The organism is uncultured Hymenobacter sp. (assembly GCF_964243305.1).
In the GTDB taxonomy this organism is placed as follows: domain Bacteria; phylum Bacteroidota; class Bacteroidia; order Cytophagales; family Hymenobacteraceae; genus Hymenobacter.
The window spans coordinates 1-17,696 of the sequence record NZ_CAXTEF010000027.1; the positions used below are offsets into that span (position 1 = coordinate 1).

The 17,696-nt window shown below is 63.0% G+C and carries 14 protein-coding genes; 5 read left to right on the plus strand and 9 right to left on the minus strand.

Annotated elements, in window-relative coordinates; genetic code table 11:
• Positions 1-106: 106 nt before the first annotated feature.
• On the plus strand, positions 107-328 hold the full coding sequence (locus tag ACFE70_RS14360; RefSeq protein WP_375418453.1) for a hypothetical protein: 222 nt from the start codon (positions 107-109) through the stop codon (positions 326-328).
• Between the two features lie 329 nt (positions 329-657).
• The gene (gene ppk1, locus ACFE70_RS14365) at positions 658-3,042 is read left to right on the plus strand and encodes a polyphosphate kinase 1 (protein ID WP_375418454.1); all 2,385 of its coding nucleotides are present in this window, start codon (positions 658-660) and stop codon (positions 3,040-3,042) included.
• Between the two features lie 192 nt (positions 3,043-3,234).
• Here ppk1 and ACFE70_RS14370 read toward each other — a convergent pair whose 3' ends face one another.
• The 6 genes from ACFE70_RS14370 to ACFE70_RS14395 form a co-directional block, all read right to left on the minus strand.
• A complete protein-coding gene (locus tag ACFE70_RS14370) occupies positions 3,235-4,221 on the minus strand; it encodes a Ppx/GppA phosphatase family protein (protein WP_375418455.1) in 987 nt (328 codons plus the stop codon).
• A 244-nt stretch (positions 4,222-4,465) separates the two neighbouring features.
• Entirely contained in the window at positions 4,466-8,212 is a 3,747-nt protein-coding gene (locus tag ACFE70_RS14375) for a hypothetical protein (RefSeq protein WP_375418456.1), read from the minus strand.
• A 97-nt stretch (positions 8,213-8,309) separates the two neighbouring features.
• Entirely contained in the window at positions 8,310-9,008 is a 699-nt protein-coding gene (locus tag ACFE70_RS14380; RefSeq protein WP_375418457.1) for an NAD-dependent deacylase, read from the minus strand.
• A 50-nt stretch (positions 9,009-9,058) separates the two neighbouring features.
• Positions 9,059-9,268 (minus strand): hypothetical protein, encoded by a 210-nt coding sequence (locus tag ACFE70_RS14385; RefSeq protein ID WP_375418458.1) that lies wholly within the window; start codon positions 9,266-9,268, stop codon positions 9,059-9,061.
• A 46-nt stretch (positions 9,269-9,314) separates the two neighbouring features.
• Positions 9,315-9,575, minus strand: a complete 261-nt coding sequence (locus tag ACFE70_RS14390; RefSeq protein ID WP_375418459.1) for a type II toxin-antitoxin system Phd/YefM family antitoxin — start codon at positions 9,573-9,575, stop codon at positions 9,315-9,317.
• A 68-nt stretch (positions 9,576-9,643) separates the two neighbouring features.
• On the minus strand, positions 9,644-11,545 hold the full coding sequence (locus ACFE70_RS14395) for an SWIM zinc finger domain-containing protein (protein WP_375418460.1): 1,902 nt from the start codon (positions 11,543-11,545) through the stop codon (positions 9,644-9,646).
• A gap of 296 nt (positions 11,546-11,841) precedes the next feature.
• Between ACFE70_RS14395 and ACFE70_RS14400 the strand changes: the two genes are divergently transcribed.
• The gene (locus tag ACFE70_RS14400) at positions 11,842-12,210 is read left to right on the plus strand and encodes a hypothetical protein (RefSeq protein ID WP_375418461.1); all 369 of its coding nucleotides are present in this window, start codon (positions 11,842-11,844) and stop codon (positions 12,208-12,210) included.
• Between the two features lie 208 nt (positions 12,211-12,418).
• Complete coding sequence (gene mgrA, locus ACFE70_RS14405; RefSeq protein WP_375418462.1) at positions 12,419-13,432, plus strand: L-glyceraldehyde 3-phosphate reductase; 1,014 nt, start codon at positions 12,419-12,421, stop codon at positions 13,430-13,432.
• A 76-nt stretch (positions 13,433-13,508) separates the two neighbouring features.
• Here mgrA and ACFE70_RS14410 read toward each other — a convergent pair whose 3' ends face one another.
• The 3 genes from ACFE70_RS14410 to topA are packed head-to-tail and all read right to left on the minus strand — an operon-like array spanning position 13,509 to position 16,705.
• On the minus strand, positions 13,509-13,889 hold the full coding sequence (locus tag ACFE70_RS14410; RefSeq protein ID WP_375418463.1) for a type II toxin-antitoxin system VapC family toxin: 381 nt from the start codon (positions 13,887-13,889) through the stop codon (positions 13,509-13,511).
• Positions 13,889-14,164, minus strand: a complete 276-nt coding sequence (locus tag ACFE70_RS14415; RefSeq protein WP_375418464.1) for a hypothetical protein — start codon at positions 14,162-14,164, stop codon at positions 13,889-13,891. Before ACFE70_RS14415 ends, ACFE70_RS14410 begins: the two co-directional genes overlap by 1 nt.
• Before the next feature lie 18 nt (positions 14,165-14,182).
• The gene (gene topA / locus ACFE70_RS14420; protein WP_375418465.1) at positions 14,183-16,705 is read right to left on the minus strand and encodes a type I DNA topoisomerase; all 2,523 of its coding nucleotides are present in this window, start codon (positions 16,703-16,705) and stop codon (positions 14,183-14,185) included.
• A 296-nt stretch (positions 16,706-17,001) separates the two neighbouring features.
• Between topA and ACFE70_RS14425 the strand changes: the two genes are divergently transcribed.
• Positions 17,002-17,696: HAMP domain-containing protein (locus ACFE70_RS14425; RefSeq protein WP_375418506.1), on the plus strand; the 695-nt coding region annotated here is incomplete at its 3' end.

Consider the following 17,696-nt stretch of genomic DNA (forward strand, 5'->3'; position numbering starts at 1 on the left):
TGTTGAGTGAATACCATGCCCGAAAGATACAATCACCCCCGGTTAGACCACCGCCAGCGCAGACGACCGTTTTGGTCAGTTCTATCTAAAGTTGGGGCCCTACCTGTTGCTGGATGAAGTAGGACAGCTGCTTATGAAGCTGGACCGGTTTGTATCGGCAAATCGAATGAATCACATGCAGGATAAAACCGACCTGTTAATCTTATTGCGTCTGATTGGTCAGGCTGGCCGAGCCGATGAGCTGGAAAAATTTTTAGAGAAGTGGAGCTATGATGAGCTGTATCTAAATGCGTTGAACGAATTAATAGCTGAATTGCCTACCCCTTAGCGTATAGTCCAAGCCGGTCCTCTCTGGGAGTGAATCGTTGCCGAGGCACAAAAAGTCAAGTTTAGCCAGAAGCGCGCAGAGGCCCGCTACGCCACCATCTGTTGCTTCGGCAGCCAAGTAGTCCACGGCCAGCCCTACCCCCCTTTGTGTATCGGCCCGCAAAGGTGAGCGCCCCGCGCCAGAACGTGACGTTTTCAATTGAAGGCGTATTTTTATTCGGCAGCTACCGCTTTTCGCCCAACGCCTGACTAGGCCGTTACTTTATCGGCCGGCTACCTGCGCCAAGCGCATCTGCGTTTATCCGCCCCATCTGCAACATCTGCGATTCCATGAAGCTATTTAAATCCTCCGACCTTATCCGCAAGAGCAAGTATATCAGCCGCGACTTGAGCTGGCTGCGCTTTAACTACCGGGTGCTCGACCAGGCGCGCGATGCCGGGCGGAGCTTGTTCGACCGGCTCAAGTTTATGGGCATCACCTCGTCGAACCTGGACGAGTTTTTCATGATTCGGGTCGGCTCGCTCTACAACTACCTCGACTACGGCAAGGAGCGCGTCGACTACTCCGGATTGCGCGAATTGCCGTTTCGGCGTAAGCTGCTAGACTTCGCCCACCGCTTTGTGAATGACCAGAGTCTGACCTATTTGAATGAGCTGAAGCCGCAGTTTGAGCGCAACGGCTTCAACATTCTCAAGATGGATGAGCTGACGGAAACCGAGCTGAAGCGCGCCGAGGGCTACTTCAAAAACACCGTATTTCCGCTGCTCACGCCGATGGTGTACGACTCCTACCACGGCTTTCCGCTGATGGTAAATCAGATTCTGGTGTTCGGCGTCGCCACGCGCATTGGCAACCAGGAAATGGAGCTGGAAAAGGGGCAGGAGCGGCTCACCTTCGTGCAGGTGCCGCAGAATCTGGCGCGCTTCTTTGAGTTGACGCGCAAAGACAAAATTATCTTCGTGCCGATTGAGGAAATCGTGCGAGCCAACTTGCCCAAGCTGTTTCGCAACGTCGATATCGTGTCGGCCAACTTATTTAGAATCACGCGCAACGGCGATTTTACGTTGGAAGAGTCGGACGACATCGACAACGACTTTATCAAGGAAATCCAAGTCGGGCTCAAAACCCGCAAGCGGGGCCGCGTGGTGCGGATGGAAATTGAGCCCGGCGCCTCGGAAGTGCTGATGCAGGTGCTGCGCGAGCGCTGGAATATCGACAACAACAACGTCTTCGTTATCAACTCGCTGCTTGATTTCCGGGGGCTGAATCAGATTCTGCGGCACCCGAATTTTCGGGGCAAGGGCGCCAGATTGCCGGCTTCCATCGCGCCGCTCAGCCTGCCGGAGGGCGCCGAGGACAACCTGTTCGAGTACCTCAAGCACCAGGATGTGCTGCTGCACCACCCCTACAACAGCATCGAGCCGGTGGTGCACCTGCTGGAAATGGCCGCCAACGACCCGCACGTGCTCGGCATCAAGCAGACGATTTATCGGCTGGCTGACGACTCGCGCATCTCGGCGGCGCTGCTCAAGGCGGCCGAGAACGGCAAGCACGTCTCGGTCTTGTTTGAGGTCAAAGCCCGCTTCGATGAGGAGCGCAACATCCGGGAGGGCTCCCGGCTGGAGAAGGCGGGCTGCTTCGTGATTTATGGCGTCAGTAAGTATAAAACGCACACCAAGATGCTGATGATCATTCGGCAGGAAGGCGAGAAAGTGACGCGCTACGTGCACATCGGCTCGGGTAACTACAACGAGACAACCTCGCGCTTCTACACCGATTTGAGTTTGCTCACCACCAACGACACCTATGGGCACGACGTGTCGGAATTCTTCAACGTCATCACCGGCCACTCGCAGCCCGACGACTACGAGTACCTCATCACGGCGCCTAAAGACATGCGCCAGCAGCTGATTCACCTCATCCGCGAGGAGGTAAAAAACGCCAAAAAGGGCCTGCCCAGCGGCATCGTGATGAAGATGAACTCCTTGGAAGACAAGGAGATAATCGATGAGTTTTACAAAGCCGCCAAGGCGGGCGTGCCCATCCGCTTCATCGTGCGCGGCATCTGCTGCCTGCGGCCGGGCCGGCCGGGCCTGAGTGATAATATCGAGGTGCGCAGCATCGTGGGCGAATATTTGGAGCACGCCCGGCTGTTCTATTTCCACCACGGCGGCGAGGCCCGGCTCTATGCCGGCTCGGCCGACATCATGGTGCGCTCCTTTGACCGCCGCATCGAGGCCATCTTCATGATTGCCAATCCGCAGCTCAAGCGCGAGGCCATCAACATCTTGATGCTGAACCTACTGGACAACCAAAACAGCTACCTCATGCGCGAAGACGGCGCCTACGTGCGCCAGCAGCCCGGCGTCGGCGAGCCGGTAGTGAACGTGCACAAGGACTTTTACCGCCGCGACGAAGCCGCGTTGGCCGCCGCCACCCCCGAGGGCCTGCTAGCCCTGTTGCAGGAGCAGGCCGCCCGGCGCCTGGCGCTGGTCGCGCCGGCCGTGGCAGCGGGCGCCGCCAATTCAGCCGGCGGCGCCCCGACGACGCCAGCCGTGGGCAGTGAGGCCGAAGATGCGTTTGCCGCGGCGGACCCGGAGGACGAGGCTTCGGCGGAAACGGAGGGGGTAGGGAACGAGGCGTTCGTCAATGAGGAAGCGTCGATGAAGAATGAGGATTTGGCCGTGAGTCCCAGCGGAGCGACCCATCGGTAGAAGTAAGGGTAGAGAAACGATAAAGCCCCAGCGGGGCGACCCAACTATTCACGCAATTCGCGCGGCTGAATCGGGTCGCCCCGCTGGGGCTTTGGGTTTGCAAAGGGGGTAGGGAATCTACCCTTACTTCTACCTGTGGGTCGCTCCGCTGGGGCTCACGGCCAATTCCTCATTCTTCATTGACGCTTCGCGTTACTCCATCTCCGGCTGGTTTTGCATGTCGGGCACGGGCAATTGCGCCGGGTGGCCGGATTCGGGGCTGATGTCGTCGAAAAAATCTTCAAATAAAGCCTGTAACATGCCGTCTTTGAGGCCGATATCGGGCACGAGCATGTTATTGACGTTGGCCCACTCCATCGCCGAGAGGTAAATCTGGCCGGCGGGAATGATGACATCGGCGCGGTCAGGGTTGAGCAGGGCCACGTTGACGCGCTGCTCCATCGTAAGGCCCGAGAGGCGGGTGAGGATGGTCTCGATGCGGCGCCGGGTGATAGGCTTGTCGGGCGCGGCCGGTGACATGCTGTAGATTTTGTTGATGTTGCCGCCCGTGCCGATGGCGCGCGTGACGTGGTGGCGTCGGGCGTGCTCGCGCACCCAGGCTTCCATGCGCGCCCACAGGTCGGCCTGCGCGGCGGTGTCGGCGGCACCGCTCTCGACCTGCTGCATCCGGCGGATGGAGCCGATTTCGAACGACTGGGAGGCTACCTTGCGGCGGTCGTGGTAGATGTTGAACTCCGTCGAGCCGCCGCCCACGTCGATGTGCAGGTAGTGCTTGTTGTCTTCGAGCAGGTGCTCAATCACGCGGTTGATGTAAGCGGCTTCGGCCTGGCCATCAATCACTTGAACACTCAATCCGAGTTCCTGCTCAATACGCGCGACCAGCGCCGCGCCGTTGCGGGCCGAGCGCATGGCCGACGTGGCGCAAACCAGGTGGTGCGCCACCTCGTGCACTTCCATCAGCAGCTTGAGCGAGTGCAGGAACTTGACGAACTTATCGGCCTTGGGCCCCGAGATTTCGCCCGTGGCAAACACATCTTCGCCCAGCCGCATCGGGAAGCGCACGTACTCGACGCGCTTGAGGCGAAAGCGGCCCTCGTAGAGCAAAACCGCGGAAATCTGGCAGCGGACGGCGTTGGAGCCGATGTCGATAGCGGCCAGTTTCTTAAGCGGAAATTTCATCTAAACCTGATTCAAACGGACTTTAACGGAAAGCCAAAGATAGGCAGCGCCGCATACGTAAGGCTACCGTAACGCGAAATTCCGGTTCGCGGCGCGTGCGGCGCCGTTGGGCGCGGCGCTGGGGTAGGGTGCGGGGCTTGCCCCCGCCCAGCGTATGAACGATATTGGTTGGATGAATCGGAAACACCGTTAATAGGCTTTGAGCTAAACGGCGCGGACGCCGGGCGGGGGCAAGCCCCGCACCCTACTTATCAATCCGGAAACCCAGCCCGAACTGAATCAGGCTCGGCTCCGTGGCTTCGCCCGGAATCTGGTACGAGACCGACAAGGCCAGCGTCTCCACGACCGGCGCGAGGTAGAAGCCGGCGCCGTAGCCCGTGTGCCAGCCGCCGGGCGAGCTTCCCTGGTAGTAAACCCTACCCTGGTCGTAGAAGCCGAACACGCCGTAGTAGAAGGGCAGGAAGCCGTTCTTGACCTGGCCCAGCGCGAGGCGCAGCTCGGAGTTAAAGTAGGCGCTGGCGTCGCCGGTGAAGCGGGTGCGGTAGTAGCCGCGCAGGTTTTCGGCCTGGCCCAGGCTGGTGAACTTATAGAACGGGATGGCGGCGTCGGGGCCGTAGTTGCGGGCGCCGCCGCCCTTGAGCACCAGCGTGACGGGCACCAGCAGCCGGGCCGTGCCGTAGTATTCGGCGAAGCCCTGGGTGAGGCCGAAGTTTTCTTTCTGCCCGTTGAGTTGCCGGTAGGAATCGTGGGCCAGGCGCACCCGCACGCCACGGCGGGCGAAGCGCGGGCGGTCGCGGAAATCAAGGTCGAGCAGCGCGCTTAAACCCAGCAGCTGCTGGTCGTCGGTGTTGGGGCGTATCTGGCCTTCGGGGGGGGTAGGGCCATTGACCAGCTCGCCGAGCAGCGAGCCGGGCGTGAAGTCGCTCTGGTAGCTCTCGAAGCTGGGGCCCACGCGCAGCACGCTTTTTTGGCGGAATACGCGCTCCAGAAAGGCGTTCACGTAGTAGCCTTTGTAGCGGGCGCGGTAGTAGTTCTGCTGGCGCAAATCCTGGCTGAAATCGGTGTTGTTGCCCAGGCCAAAGAAGTTGTAGAACGGGAAATAGTCGCCGTAGCTGGTCTCGGCGCCGATATCCACTTTGTTGAAGGCGTAGCGGTGCCGGGTGTTGAGCGTGACTTGGCGCAGGCCTTCTGTGGCGGCGGTCAGGTCGATGCCGAAGCGGTTTTTGTAGTCCGGCTTGCGGAAGCCCTGCTTGACGATATCAAATCCAATGCTGGCACCGAAGCCATCGTTGCGGCTGTAGAACAGGCCCAGGCGCGGCGAGTAGCCGTCGTACTCGAACTGTTCGCGGTCGTAGGCGTTGACGCCGGGCCGGGCCGAGAGGCGGCGGTCCGTTTCCGGTCCTTCTTTCAGCTCGGTGTCGGGCACATCATACACTTTGGTGAGCGTGCGCAGGCCGGCGGCGCGGCTTTCGTCGCTGATGTTGTCCTTGCCCTCGCCACCGATAAGGCGCAGCAGAATACCATTGGCGCCGTTGTTGCCGCTGACGGTGAAGACGTCGCGCCCGTCGAGGCCGTACACGGCGACTTCCTGGGTTTCGCGGGGCGAGAAGGTGCGGTCGAACAGGGCCGGGCCGTCGGGCGCGTCGCCCTCGCTGGCGCGGTCGAACATGCGCACGCGCAGCGCGCCGCCGGGCAGCCGCTCCATCTGGAACACCTCGCCTTTGTTGGAGCCCACCACATCGACGCGCCTGGCCAGCAGCTTGTAGTACGCATCTACGGCCTTAGGCAGCTCCTGAATGCGGGCCTTGAGCTTGCGGTTCAGGTCTTTACCAGACAATCCCTGAATCTCGGCCGGCAGCTTGGCCGTGGCCTCGTCGATGACGGCGGGGGTGAGTTGGGCTTGCAGGTAGCGGGCGGCGGTCTGCCAGTCCTGACGGCTCAGGCCTTGCAGCAGGAAGCGGTCGAGGTGCCGGGCGGGCCAGTTCAGGCTTTCCATGTCGTGAAATTCACTCTGAAAATCCTCGATGCTCGGTACGGCCCACTCGCGGTTGGCGATGTAGGTCAAAAGGCCATTCCAGAGCGTAAACGACTGGTCCCGGTCGCGCGGAATGGGCCGGTACACGGTGCCCTTGCCCTCTTTGTAGCCGGCCCATTTCCAGTTGTCCTCGTGCTTGCCAAAGTCGGCCACGAGCATATCGAAGGCGCGGGCGCGGGCCAGGGCCGGGGCGTCCACGCGGTTGTCGTGGTCTTTGAAAAGCTTACGGAACAGGCCAAACGAGCGCGTCACTTCCTCCGAGTTGCCGAAGCCGGGCAGGTTCGGCTTGGGGTCCACGGGCCGGTCTTCGAGGGTGCCGAGCAGGCCGGCATATTCCGGCCGGTAGGGGCCGAGCTGCTGGTTGTCGGGCAGGCGGAACAGCCGGGGCCGGGCGTGCAAAATATCGGTGTGATCGAGCAGTGAGCCCGTCACCAAGGCCGAGTAGGGATGGGCCGTGGCCGTGATGTCGCGCAGCACGTCGGCGGCCACGGAGTTGCGCAGCTCCGGCGGCAGGATGCGGGTTACGTCCTTGTCCACGGAGCGGAACACGTACTCGCTGGAGTCGGCCGCGATGAGCTTGAGCGAGGTCGTTTGCCGCCCGCCGCCCTTGCCGAAGGCCCGCAGCCCGCCCTTCTCGGTGCTTAAGTCCAGCGTCGGCACCGTCACGGGCTGCATCCAGGAGGTGCGGTAGAGCGGCCCGAGGAAGAAGCGCTTGCCTGGCCCGCCCCGGTACTCGGCTCCCGCGGCCACGGTAGTAATGGCCTGAAACGGCGCGTCCGGCTTCACCTCGGCGCTGGGTTGGGCCGCGCCGGGGCAGTCGGGGATGAAGGCATTGATGGGAATACCGCTGCGGTCGTCGCCGACGCAGGCTGAGCGGAACAGCGTGGCGGCGTAGCTCTCTTTCGAGCCCTGGCCGTTCTGCTCAAACGTTGTAAATAATGCCTTCACCGTGCCGTCAGCGTAATATTCGAGCCGTGAGTAGCCTTGGGTGCTTTCATTGTACAGCGACTGGCCGTTGGCGCCTACGTGCTGGTCTTCGGCAAATGAGCCGCTCACCAAATGGTAATTCCCTTGGAAGGGCGTAAGCTGCAAGGAATAATCGTGCGCCGAGGCGTACACCACGCCGGGGTTGCTTTGCAGCGTGTTGAGCAGCTCCTTGCGCAGCTCCGCGTAGCCGGGCGCGGCGGCGTCGCGGGGCGTGCCCACGTTCTGGCGATAAGCGGCGTACACCGTGCCGAGCAAGGGGGGTAGGAGATGGCGCGCGAGCGGCTGCGAGCCGCCGTACACGCCGTTGCTGAGCACCGGATGATGACCCAGCAGCAGCACGTTTTTGCCCCTGGTATCGTCGAGAACGTCCTGCACCTGCTCCCGAAACTCCTCCTTGGTCAGCGTCTTGCACTCGGTGTCGGGCGCCTCGGGCCGGTCGAAGGGGTGCGTAAACCAGGGCGAGTTGATAGCCACCAAGCGCACGAGCGGGGCCACGTCCACGACTTCCGGGCCGGGGCAGCCGCCGGTCGGGATGAAGGCATTCTGGCCGGGCAGCTGCTTTTCGATGTATTTTTCCAGCCGCCGCACGGCCTGAAGACCGGCCGGGCCGGAGTTGGCCCAGTCCTTGTCGCCGGGCACGAACACGATGCGGCCCTGCGGCAGGTCCTTGACCAACGCAATCAGGGCGTCGGCGCGGGCTTTTTCGCTTTGTGCCAGCGCGGAATCAGCCTTGTCCGCCAAACCCGTGTTGCCCACGATGTCGCCCAGGTGCACGACGGTGAAGGGGCCGGTTTGCCGCTCCAGCGCCTGACGCAACAGCTTTACGTGGCTGACGGACAGCTCGCCCTGGGCCGTATTACCGAGCAGATAAACCGTGTGGGCAGGCGGTGCGGGCGCGGGAGTTTGGGCGGCAAGGGGGGGGTAGGGCCGCAGCAGGGCCAGTAATAATACTAATAATCGAAGGCGCATGAGAAAAAGGATGAAGCTCTGCTGTACGCAAAGCCAGCGGTTTTGGCTGGTCTGATTGGCTGGATTTTCGGGCAATTCCCTACCCCCCTCGCGCTGCTCAGCCTGGCTGCCCCAACTCGGCCAGCACCTTCGCCACGCCGGTGCTGGCCGGCTCCACCACGTAGCGCACCCCGCGCCGGCCGCTGACTTCGGGCTGGTGCGGGTCGATAACGTAAATCGGGCAGCCCGAGGGCGCGTAGTGCAGCAGGCCCGCCGCCGGATACACCTGCAAGGACGTGCCCACAACCAGCAGCGCATCGGCTGTGGCCGCAATTTCGGTCGCTTCCTCGATGGCCGGCACCATCTCGCCAAACCAGACGATGTGGGGCCGCAATTGCCCGCCGTCGGCGGCGAGGTCGCCCACATGGATGTCGCCGGGGCAGTCGAACACTGCTTGCTCATCCTTCACCGAGCGCATCTGGTTCAGCATTCCGTGCAGGTGCAGCACGTGGCCGGAGCCGGCGCGCTCGTGCAAATCGTCCACGTTCTGGGTGATGATGCTCACGCGCCAGCCGGCGGCTTCCTCGAAGCCGGCCAGGGCGAGGTGCCCGGCATTGGGCTGCACGGTGCGGGCCTGGGCGCGGCGCTGATTATAGAAGTCGAGTACTAGTTTGGGGTTGCGGGCGAAGCCTTCGGGCGAGGCCACGTCCTCGACGCGGTGGTCTTCCCAGAGGCCGTTGGTGTCGCGGAAGGTGCGGATGCCGGACTCGGCCGAGACGCCGGCGCCGGTGAGAACAACGAGGTGTTTGGAGGGCATGAAAAGGGCATTGGCAGGGCCAAAAAGTGGCTTTTAGCCCGCTACCAAAGTTACTTCCGAAAGGCCGAAGCCGGGCGCTCCGGCCAGTAGTATTTGCCGTCTTTAGCGAACGACCAGACGTTGGATACGTCGCGCAGCCGCAGGTCGGTGCGGCCCTGCCGCACGCCCCGCCGCAGCCGCCGGTTGGCCAAGCGCTTGTCCTGCTTTTCAGAAAGGGCCGTGTGGCCGAAGATGGGGTTGGTGCGCTGGCTGCGGGCCATGAGTGAAGCTGATTTTTTATGCCGTTGGTCGGGGCCTACTCATCTGCTAACCCAACTCCTCAGCTGAATCAAACCGGACGCCCTCGCCGCGCTCGGCCTCGTCCATCGCGTCGAACAGGGCACGGGTATTGGCCCGCGAGCCGAGCAGGTGCAGGGTTTCCTGCATCGCGCTCAGTTCGGCGGCGGGCAGCAGGGCCATCGTCTCGCAGCCGGGCCAGCTGATTTCGGCGGCTTCGCGGCTCCGGGCTACTTGCTCCCAAATGGCGCCCAGGTCGGGCTGCATAGGGGTGAAGGTGGTGGATTGCATGAGGTGAAAATACGCGAAAAACTGTTGTCGCCAACCCGGCCGCAGCAGCCCGCCCAATCAGAACTTACTCACCGCCCGCCCCGCCGGTCCGCCCGCCCTACCCCCTCGCCCGGCAGCAGGTCTTCGCCTCGCAGCGCATCCTTCAGCCCGTGCAGGGTAGGGAACTCCGCGCGCAGGGCCTGGGCCAGGCGCAAGACTGGTTCGCGCAGGCGCGGGGCGGCGGCCAGCGCCGCGGCCAGCCAGCGGGCGATGCGCTCGTAAAGCAGGTGGCCGCGGCGGGCGCCGGCCCGGCCGCGCAGGTAGGCGGGCAGGCGGGTTTCCAGCTCCAGCATCAGGGGCGTGGGGTCGGCTTTAGCCAGTAGGGTGAGGGCAACCTTAACCTCGCCGGGCGGACTTACGGCCAGCCATTCCAGGCCCAGCACGAAGTCGCGCAATTCATTGCCTACCCCCTCGCGGGCCAGCAGCCCGGCGGCGAAGGCCACGCCGCGCCCGCCGCGGGCCTTGGTCACAGCGGCTTGCACGAAGCCCAGCCGGCCGGCCGCGTCCAGCAGCGGGCGCAGCAACTCGAAGTCAGCCAAGCTATAATTCGCCAGGGCGCGGTAGCGCAGGGCGTCGCGGTAGAGGCCGGGCGCCTCGGCGGGCGGGAAGGTGCGCAGCACGAAGTCGCCAAAACGGTCGGGCCAGGTGGCGTGGGCAGCCGTGGCGGTGCGCAGCAGGGTCGGGCGGGCGGCCTGGCTGAGGTAGTAGTTGAGCAGCTGTTGGGCCACGGCCGCGTCGTGGGGCAGCAGCTCGGTGGCCGCCGCCACCCAGGCGGGGTCGTCGGCCTGGGTCTGGGCCCGGCGCAGGCGCAGCCGGGCCTGAGTTTCGGGGCCGAAGCCGGCTTGGATGAGGGCGGCGGGCAGCGGCGCGGCGATGGCGGGGTCGTCGGCCAGGGCCAGCAGCAGCGGCAGCCAGTCGGCCTCGAAGCTCGGCCAGCGGGTGGAAGGAGTAATAAGGTGCTTTTTCAACCATTTGAGGGCGGCTTTCACCTCAGCCGGAGCCAGCACGGCGCTGGTCAGCCCGGCGGGCCAGCCGGCGGCGGTCAGGGTTTCGTGCCAGAGGTGCAGCGCATCCTCGCCGTAGGAGCCGAACAGGCCGTACTCGTCGCTGGCCGGCTCTTTCACCGCGTAGATAGCGGCGCTGGCCGTGGCCCAGTAGCGCAGCGCCCCGGTTAGTTGCCCGCCCCGCGCCAGCCGCAGCAGTGCGGCCCCGAACGGCGCCAGGGCCGCGCGCACGGCGTCGTAGGCGTCTTCGAGCATAGATTCGCCCTCGTCGTCGTAGGCGTAGCGCGGGTTGCTTTCCCAGAAATCGTCGCCAAACTCCAGGGCGCTGAGCGTTTCGGTCAGCTCCTCCGCCAGGCTCGCCAGCGGGTCGGCGGGCGCGGCGACCTGATTCGTTGGGCCCGCCGAAGCGGGGCCGCCGTAGCTCAGAAACTGCCGCGCCAGGTCGTCGCTCTTGGTCAGGGCCAGCTCCAGAAAGCGCAGCTTTTCGGCCGCCGGCCGGGCCGCCCAGGCGGCCGCTACGGTCGCGCTGAGGGGGCCGGGCGTCGTATCGGCCACTGCCGCTGCGACTGGCCCGGCTGGCTGGTCGGGGTCGGCGAGGGAGGCGCCGAAGGAATCCAGAATGGCCAGCCCCAGCGCCACGGCGTGCTTGCAAAGGCCCTCAAACTCATAGGCGCAGTCGCAGCTGAACTCGACTTCGCCCGTGGCGGCCCAGGCCGCCACGTGGTAGGAGTGGGTGCCCCGCACGCGGGCGCTGAACCGGGTCGGGGCCGAGCGGCTGAGCTTGGTTACGGCGCCGCTGGCCCACAGCGCCTGCCCGCGGTCGAATACTTTGTCGGTGGCGCGGCGGCGCAGGGTCTGCTGGGTGAACATGCCGATGGAGGGGGGTAGGGAAAACCAAGGCCGACTGAATGCAGCAAGCCAGACCAAAAATCACCGGGCCGACAAGCGGCTGGCAGGCGGCCAACAAAGGGGGTAGGGGCGGGGCTGCCGCGCCCGGCATTCGAAGCAAAGCTATTGTCCCGAAAGCCAGTTCTTCGGCTAGCTGATAGCCAGCGCAAAAACAGTAGTAGCCTGGTTGGCCGGTTAGTTTCCCCACCGCCCCGCCGTATTTGGCGCAAGCAGCAAGCCGTTAAAGCTCAACCATATCCTTTCCTGCCAACAGCCGTTAGGCTTTCAACACGCTTTTTACGCTCCTTTCACCTCTCAACTTTATTCTTTCCAGTATGAACAAGCCCATTTCCCGCGTCGCCCACGGCTTCCTCGACTACTCCGCCGCGCCGCTCGTGGCCACGGCTCCCGCGCTGCTTGGCTTCAAAGAAGAAAAAAGCGCTGCCAACCTGGCCTACGTGGTCGGCACCAGCATCGCGGCCCTGACCGCCTCCACCCGCGCCGAGTGGGGCCTGTTCAAGGCGATTCCCTTCAAAACCCACCTCACCATCGACCTGGTTACCGCCGCGACGGCCCTGACCGCGCCCTGGCTGTTTGGCTTTGCTAAAAACACCAAGGCCCGCAACGCCTTCCTGGGCATCGGCGCCACGCTGCTCCTGACTGGCCTGCTCACCAAGCCGGAGGAAATGCCCAAGTATCGCTAGGCTGCCCTGGCCGGCTACAAAAAGCATCTGAAAAAGCCCGGCTGGCCCTGCGCAGCCGGGCTTTTTCGTTTCTATACCATCGGAGGTGAACTGAGGCGGCGCCCCGCATAGCCGCTGGCGCCGGGACAACCTGCTTTATTTGAGGGAGAATAAGCCGAACCTTTGTCCTACCCCCCTCTTCTTCCCCCAAGCCCCCAACGCCAACCCGATGAACTACCAACCCAGTCCTGCCCGCTACGAATCCATGCCCTACCGCCGCTGTGGCCGGAGCGGCATTCAGCTGCCCGCCGTCTCGCTCGGCCTGTGGCACAACTTCGGCGACGTGGATTCGCTGGCCAACTGCCGCGACATCCTGCGCCTGGCTTTCGATAGCGGCATCACGCACTTCGACTTAGCCAACAACTACGGCCCGCCCCCCGGCTCGGCGGAAACCAATTTCGGCCGCATCCTGCACGAAGATTTCCGGCCCTACCGCGACGAGCTGATTATTTCCAGCAAGGCCGGCTACCACATGTGGGAAGGCCCCTACGGCGAGTGGGGCTCGAAGAAGTACCTGGTTTCCAGTCTCGACCAAAGCCTGAAGCGGATGCGGCTCGACTACGTGGACATTTTCTACAGTCACCGCCCCGACCCCGACACGCCCCTGGAGGAGACGATGGGCGCCCTCGACCTCCTTGTGCGCCAGGGTAAGGCGCTCTACGTGGGTATCTCCAACTACGCGCCCGCCGAAGCTGCCGAAGCCATCCGCATTCTAAAAGAACTGGGCACGCCCTGCCTGATTCACCAGCCCAAATACTCGCTGCTGGTGCGCGACCCGGAGGCGGGCCTGCTCGACTTGCTCGAACAAGAGGGAATAGGGTGCATCCCGTTCTCGCCCCTGGCCCAGGGCCAGCTCACGGATAAGTATTTGAACGGCATTCCCGCCGACTCGCGGGCGGCTAAGCCCACCGGCGCCCTCGAAGAAAGCCAGCTCACGTCCGCGCGCCTGACCCAGCTGCGCGCCCTCAACGACGTGGCCCAGGCCCGCGGCCAGAGTCTGGCCCAACTGGCCCTGGCCTGGCTCCTGAAAGACCCGCGCGTGACCTCCGTGCTCATCGGCGCCAGCAAGCCCGCCCAGCTCACCGACTCGCTGCGCTGCCTGGAGTCGGCGCCCTTCAGCCCCGAGGAGCTGGCGCAGATTGAACAGATTCTGGCCGCCGAGCCCGTGGCGGAGCAGCGCTAGCTAAAAATCCCTACCCCCTCTTAAATCAGTAAAGCCCGCGAGGCTTGGCAGTTTGAGGAGGGGGTAGGGATTTTTCCTAAGCCGGCTCGTGCAGCTGAAGGCCGGTGATGTAGCGAAAGTCCTTGCGGTTGAGGGTGAAGAGCGGCAGGCTATGGTGCAGGGCCGTAGCGGCAATCAGGGCGTCGGGAAATTGCAGCCGATGGCTGAGCGTGTGCGTCGTCAGCAACTCGTTTGCGAGCACTCCAATAGCTGACTCTAAAGGAAGGATTTCCAGCAGCCGCAGGTTTTGCAGAATCTTGCGTAGGTCCGCTTTATTCAGGGCACCCACGATAAGCTCCGCCTGGGTTGTAGCACTGATAATGATGCCATCGGGCACTAAGCTGCGTAAACGCTCTATTATTTGCGGATTATTCCTCCACAATTCAATAATAATGTTAGTGTCGACCAGTACCCGCATTAGGACCGCCGAGTATGGTCGCGTTGCCAGGCCCGGCGGCGCAGTTCCGCCGCGTTGATGTCGCGGCCTTCCCACATCCCCGCCGATTCCAGAAACAGCTGGGCCTTCTGCTCCGGCGACATGGCCCCTATTTCAGCATCGGAGACCGAAGCGAGTTCGCCGGCTACTGCCAACCTGGACTCCTGGCTAACTTCCAGGTAGTCCAACTCCTGCAGTAGCTCCAGCACAAACTCCAACTTGCTGTCATCCTTAACTTTGACAATGAGCGTTTCCATAAGGACTTATTTTCAGAATTAGCTTTTCGTCACCGCCTTTTTCGCGGCGGGCGCTTTCTTTGCCGCAACTGGTTTCGTGGCTGCCGCTCTTTTTGCCGCGGGCTTCTTCGCAGCGGGCTTTTTAGGTGCGGGTTTAGCCGCTGCTTTCTTAGCCGGCGCGTCGGCGTCCTTTTCGGCTTTGGCCGGCTCGGCTTTCTTGCCAAAGCGCCCTTTAGCCGGCTTGTCGGGCGTGGCGGCGGCCAGCTCCAGGCAGCGCGCCAGGGTCAGGTCGGCCGGCTCTTCACCCTTGGGAATCTTCACGTTCTTCTTGCCGACTACGATGTAGGGGCCGAAGCGGCCATTGAGCACCTGCACTTCCGGGTTTTCGACGAAGTCCTTGATCAGGCGCTCGGCGTCGGTTTTACGCTTGGCCTCAATCAGCCCTACCCCCTCCTCAGCCGTAATGGTGTGCGGGTCCTGCTCCTTGGTCAGGGAATAAAACTTACCGTCGTGGCGGACGTAGGGGCCGAAGCGGCCCAGCGCGGCAGTCATGTCCTGGTCTTCAAACTGGCCCACGATGCGCGGCAGCTTGAACAAGTCCAGCGCCTCTTCCAGAGTCAGGCTTTCGATGAACTGGCCCTTGCGCAGGTTGGCGTAGGCCGGCTTCACGTTGGGGTCGTTTGAGTCGCCCAGGGCCACGTAGGGGCCGTACTTGCCCAGCCGGGCGCTGATTCGCTCGCCCGTTTCGGGGTGCACGCCGATTTCGCGGGTGCTGCCCAGCGTGTTGCGGTCGATGTCCTGCCCTTGCTCTACGGTGAGGTGAAACGGCTTGTAGAAGCCGGCCAGCATCTCGCTCCAGTTTTCGTGGCCGTTGGCAATCTGGTCGAACTCGTCCTCAACCTTGGCCGTGAACTGATAATCCACAATCACCGGGAAATGCTCCACGAGAAAGTCGTTCACGACCATCGCCGTGTCGGTCGGAAAGAGCTTGGCCTTGTCGGCGCCGTAAGTCTCCGTTTTGACTTCCGCTTTCACCTGCTCGCCGTCGAGCGTGAGCACGTGAAACTTGCGCTCCCGGCCCTCGCGCGAATCCTTTTCGACGTAGCCCCGCTTCTGCACCGTGCTGATGGTCGGCGCGTAGGTTGAGGGCCGGCCGATGCCCATTTCCTCGAGCTTCTTCACCAGCGAAGCCTCCGTATAGCGGGCCGGCGGCGCCGAAAACCGCTCCGTAGCACTGAGCTTGAGCAGCGGCAAATCCTGCCCGACCGTCAGTGGCGGCAGCCCCCGCGAGAATGACGATTCGGTTTCGGCCGTCGCATCATCGTCCAGGGTTTCCTCGTCCTTGCTCTCGCTGTACACCTTCAGAAAGCCCTCGAAGGTGATGACCTCGCCCGAGGCCGTGAACGTCACACCCGGCTGGGTGCTGATGGCGATGCTGGCCACGGTGCGCTCAATCGTGGCGTCGGCCATCTGCGAGGCCAGCGCCCGCTTGCGAATCAGGTCATACAAACGCTGTTCCTGCGAATCGCTACCCGCCTTGGCGAGCCGGAAGTCGGTGGGCCGGATGGCTTCGTGGGCTTCCTGCGCACTAGCCGACTTGGTTTTAAAATGCCGCTCGTGGGCGTACTCCGGGCCGTAGGCACGGGCAATTTCCTCCTTGGCCGCCGCCAGCGCATCCTGGCTCAGGTTGAGCGAATCCGTCCGCATGTAGCTGATTTTGCCCGCCTCGTAGAGCTTCTGGGCCACGCTCATCGTCTGCGCTACCGAGAAGCTGAGCTTGCGCGAAGCTTCCTGCTGCAACGTCGAAGTAGTGAAAGGCGGGGCGGGCGTGCGCTTGCCGGGCTTCTTCTCCAGATTGTCAATCCGGTAGCTGGCGCCCACGCAGCGCGTCAGGAAAGCTTCGGCCTCTTCGCGGGTTTTGTAGCGGGTAGGCAGGTCGGCTTCGAGCACGGCGCCGCGGCCGGCGTCGAAGCGGGCCACCACCCGGAAGGCCGAGCTGGTTTTGTGCTGGCTGATTTCGCGCTCCCGCTCCACCACCAGGCGCACGGCCACGCTCTGCACCCGGCCGGCTGAGAGGCCTGGCTTGACCTTTTTCCAGAGCACCGGGCTCAGCTCGAAGCCCACGAGGCGGTCGAGCACCCGGCGCGCCTGCTGGGCGTTAACCAGGTCCAGGTTGATTTCGCGGGGCGAGGCAATGGCGTTGAGGATGGCCGACTTCGTAATCTCACGGAACACGATGCGGCGCGTCTTGCCGCTGCCGCTCAGGTTCAGGGTTTCGGCCAGGTGCCAGCTGATGCTTTCGCCCTCGCGGTCATCGTCAGAGGCCAGCCACACGGTTTCGGCTTCCTTGGCCAGCTTCTTTAACTGGCTGATTAGCTCGCGCTTATCGGCATCAACTACGTAGGTTGGTTTAAAGCCGTTGGCAATATCAATGGCGTCGTTGCCCTTGGGCAAATCGCGCACGTGCCCGTAGCTGGAGCGTACCACGAAGTCCGTCCCGAGGTAGCCCTCGATGGTTTTGGCTTTGGCCGGCGACTCGACGATAACTAAATTTTTAACCATATAAAAGGAAAGTGGCAGGGCCGCTAATCAGACTAATAAACCGGGCCGGCATCAGGAAACGACCCTGGCCGGCCAAAAGTTAAACCGGGGCGCAAAGATGTTGGAATATTCCCACCCATCGCGCCTCCCGCAAGAATCTGGCCGCACCAGCCGGCCTTCGCTGGCGAAGGGGGGTAGGAAACAGGCTGCCCTGCCCCGGTGGGCAGGCGTATCTTTTCTTTGCTTATTCGCAGTTAACCTGCGTACTTCGCCACTTCCTTGGGTATTTCCTCCATTCGATTGCTATTTATCCTACTATGGCTTCCCCCAAAAATCCGTCTTCCAAGCCCCGCTCAGCCCCGGCAGAGGCTGCTATGGATAACTCCGCCGTGGCAGCGCGCGAAGCGCGCGATTCCGGGGCCGTCTCGCCCCTCGATATCGTGCGCACCAACAACGACCTGACCCGCAAAAAGGGCGGCTCGCGCGGCTCCATTGATACGCAGGACCCCGGCTACGTCAACGACCAGCTCAACCGGGTGCTCTTTGCCCTCGACGCCTTTAAGAAGGGCGACGTGTCGGTGCGCCTGACCAAGCAGAACGACGACATTTTCGCTGAAATCGCTGAGGCCTACAACTCGATGGTGGAGATGATTGGGGGGGTAGGGGGCGAGGTTTCGCGCATCTCGAAAGTGGCCGGCGTGGAGGGCAACCTCAAGGCCCGCGCCTCGGCCGACGGCGCCGCCGGCTTCTGGCGCGACATGCTTAATAACATCAACGGCTTGGTGGACTCTATCGCCGTGCCGGTGCTCGAAGTGGGCAAGGTGCTCAAGAACATCAGCCGCGGCAACCTCGATGAGAGCTTCCAGATTCCAGTGTCGGGCGACTTCAAGCTGATGGCCGAAACCATCAACAAGACGATTGACAACCTTAACTTGTTTGCCGGGGAGGTAACGCGCGTGGCCCAGGAGGTGGGTACGGAAGGAAAGTTGGGCGGGCAGGCCAGCGTGCCGAA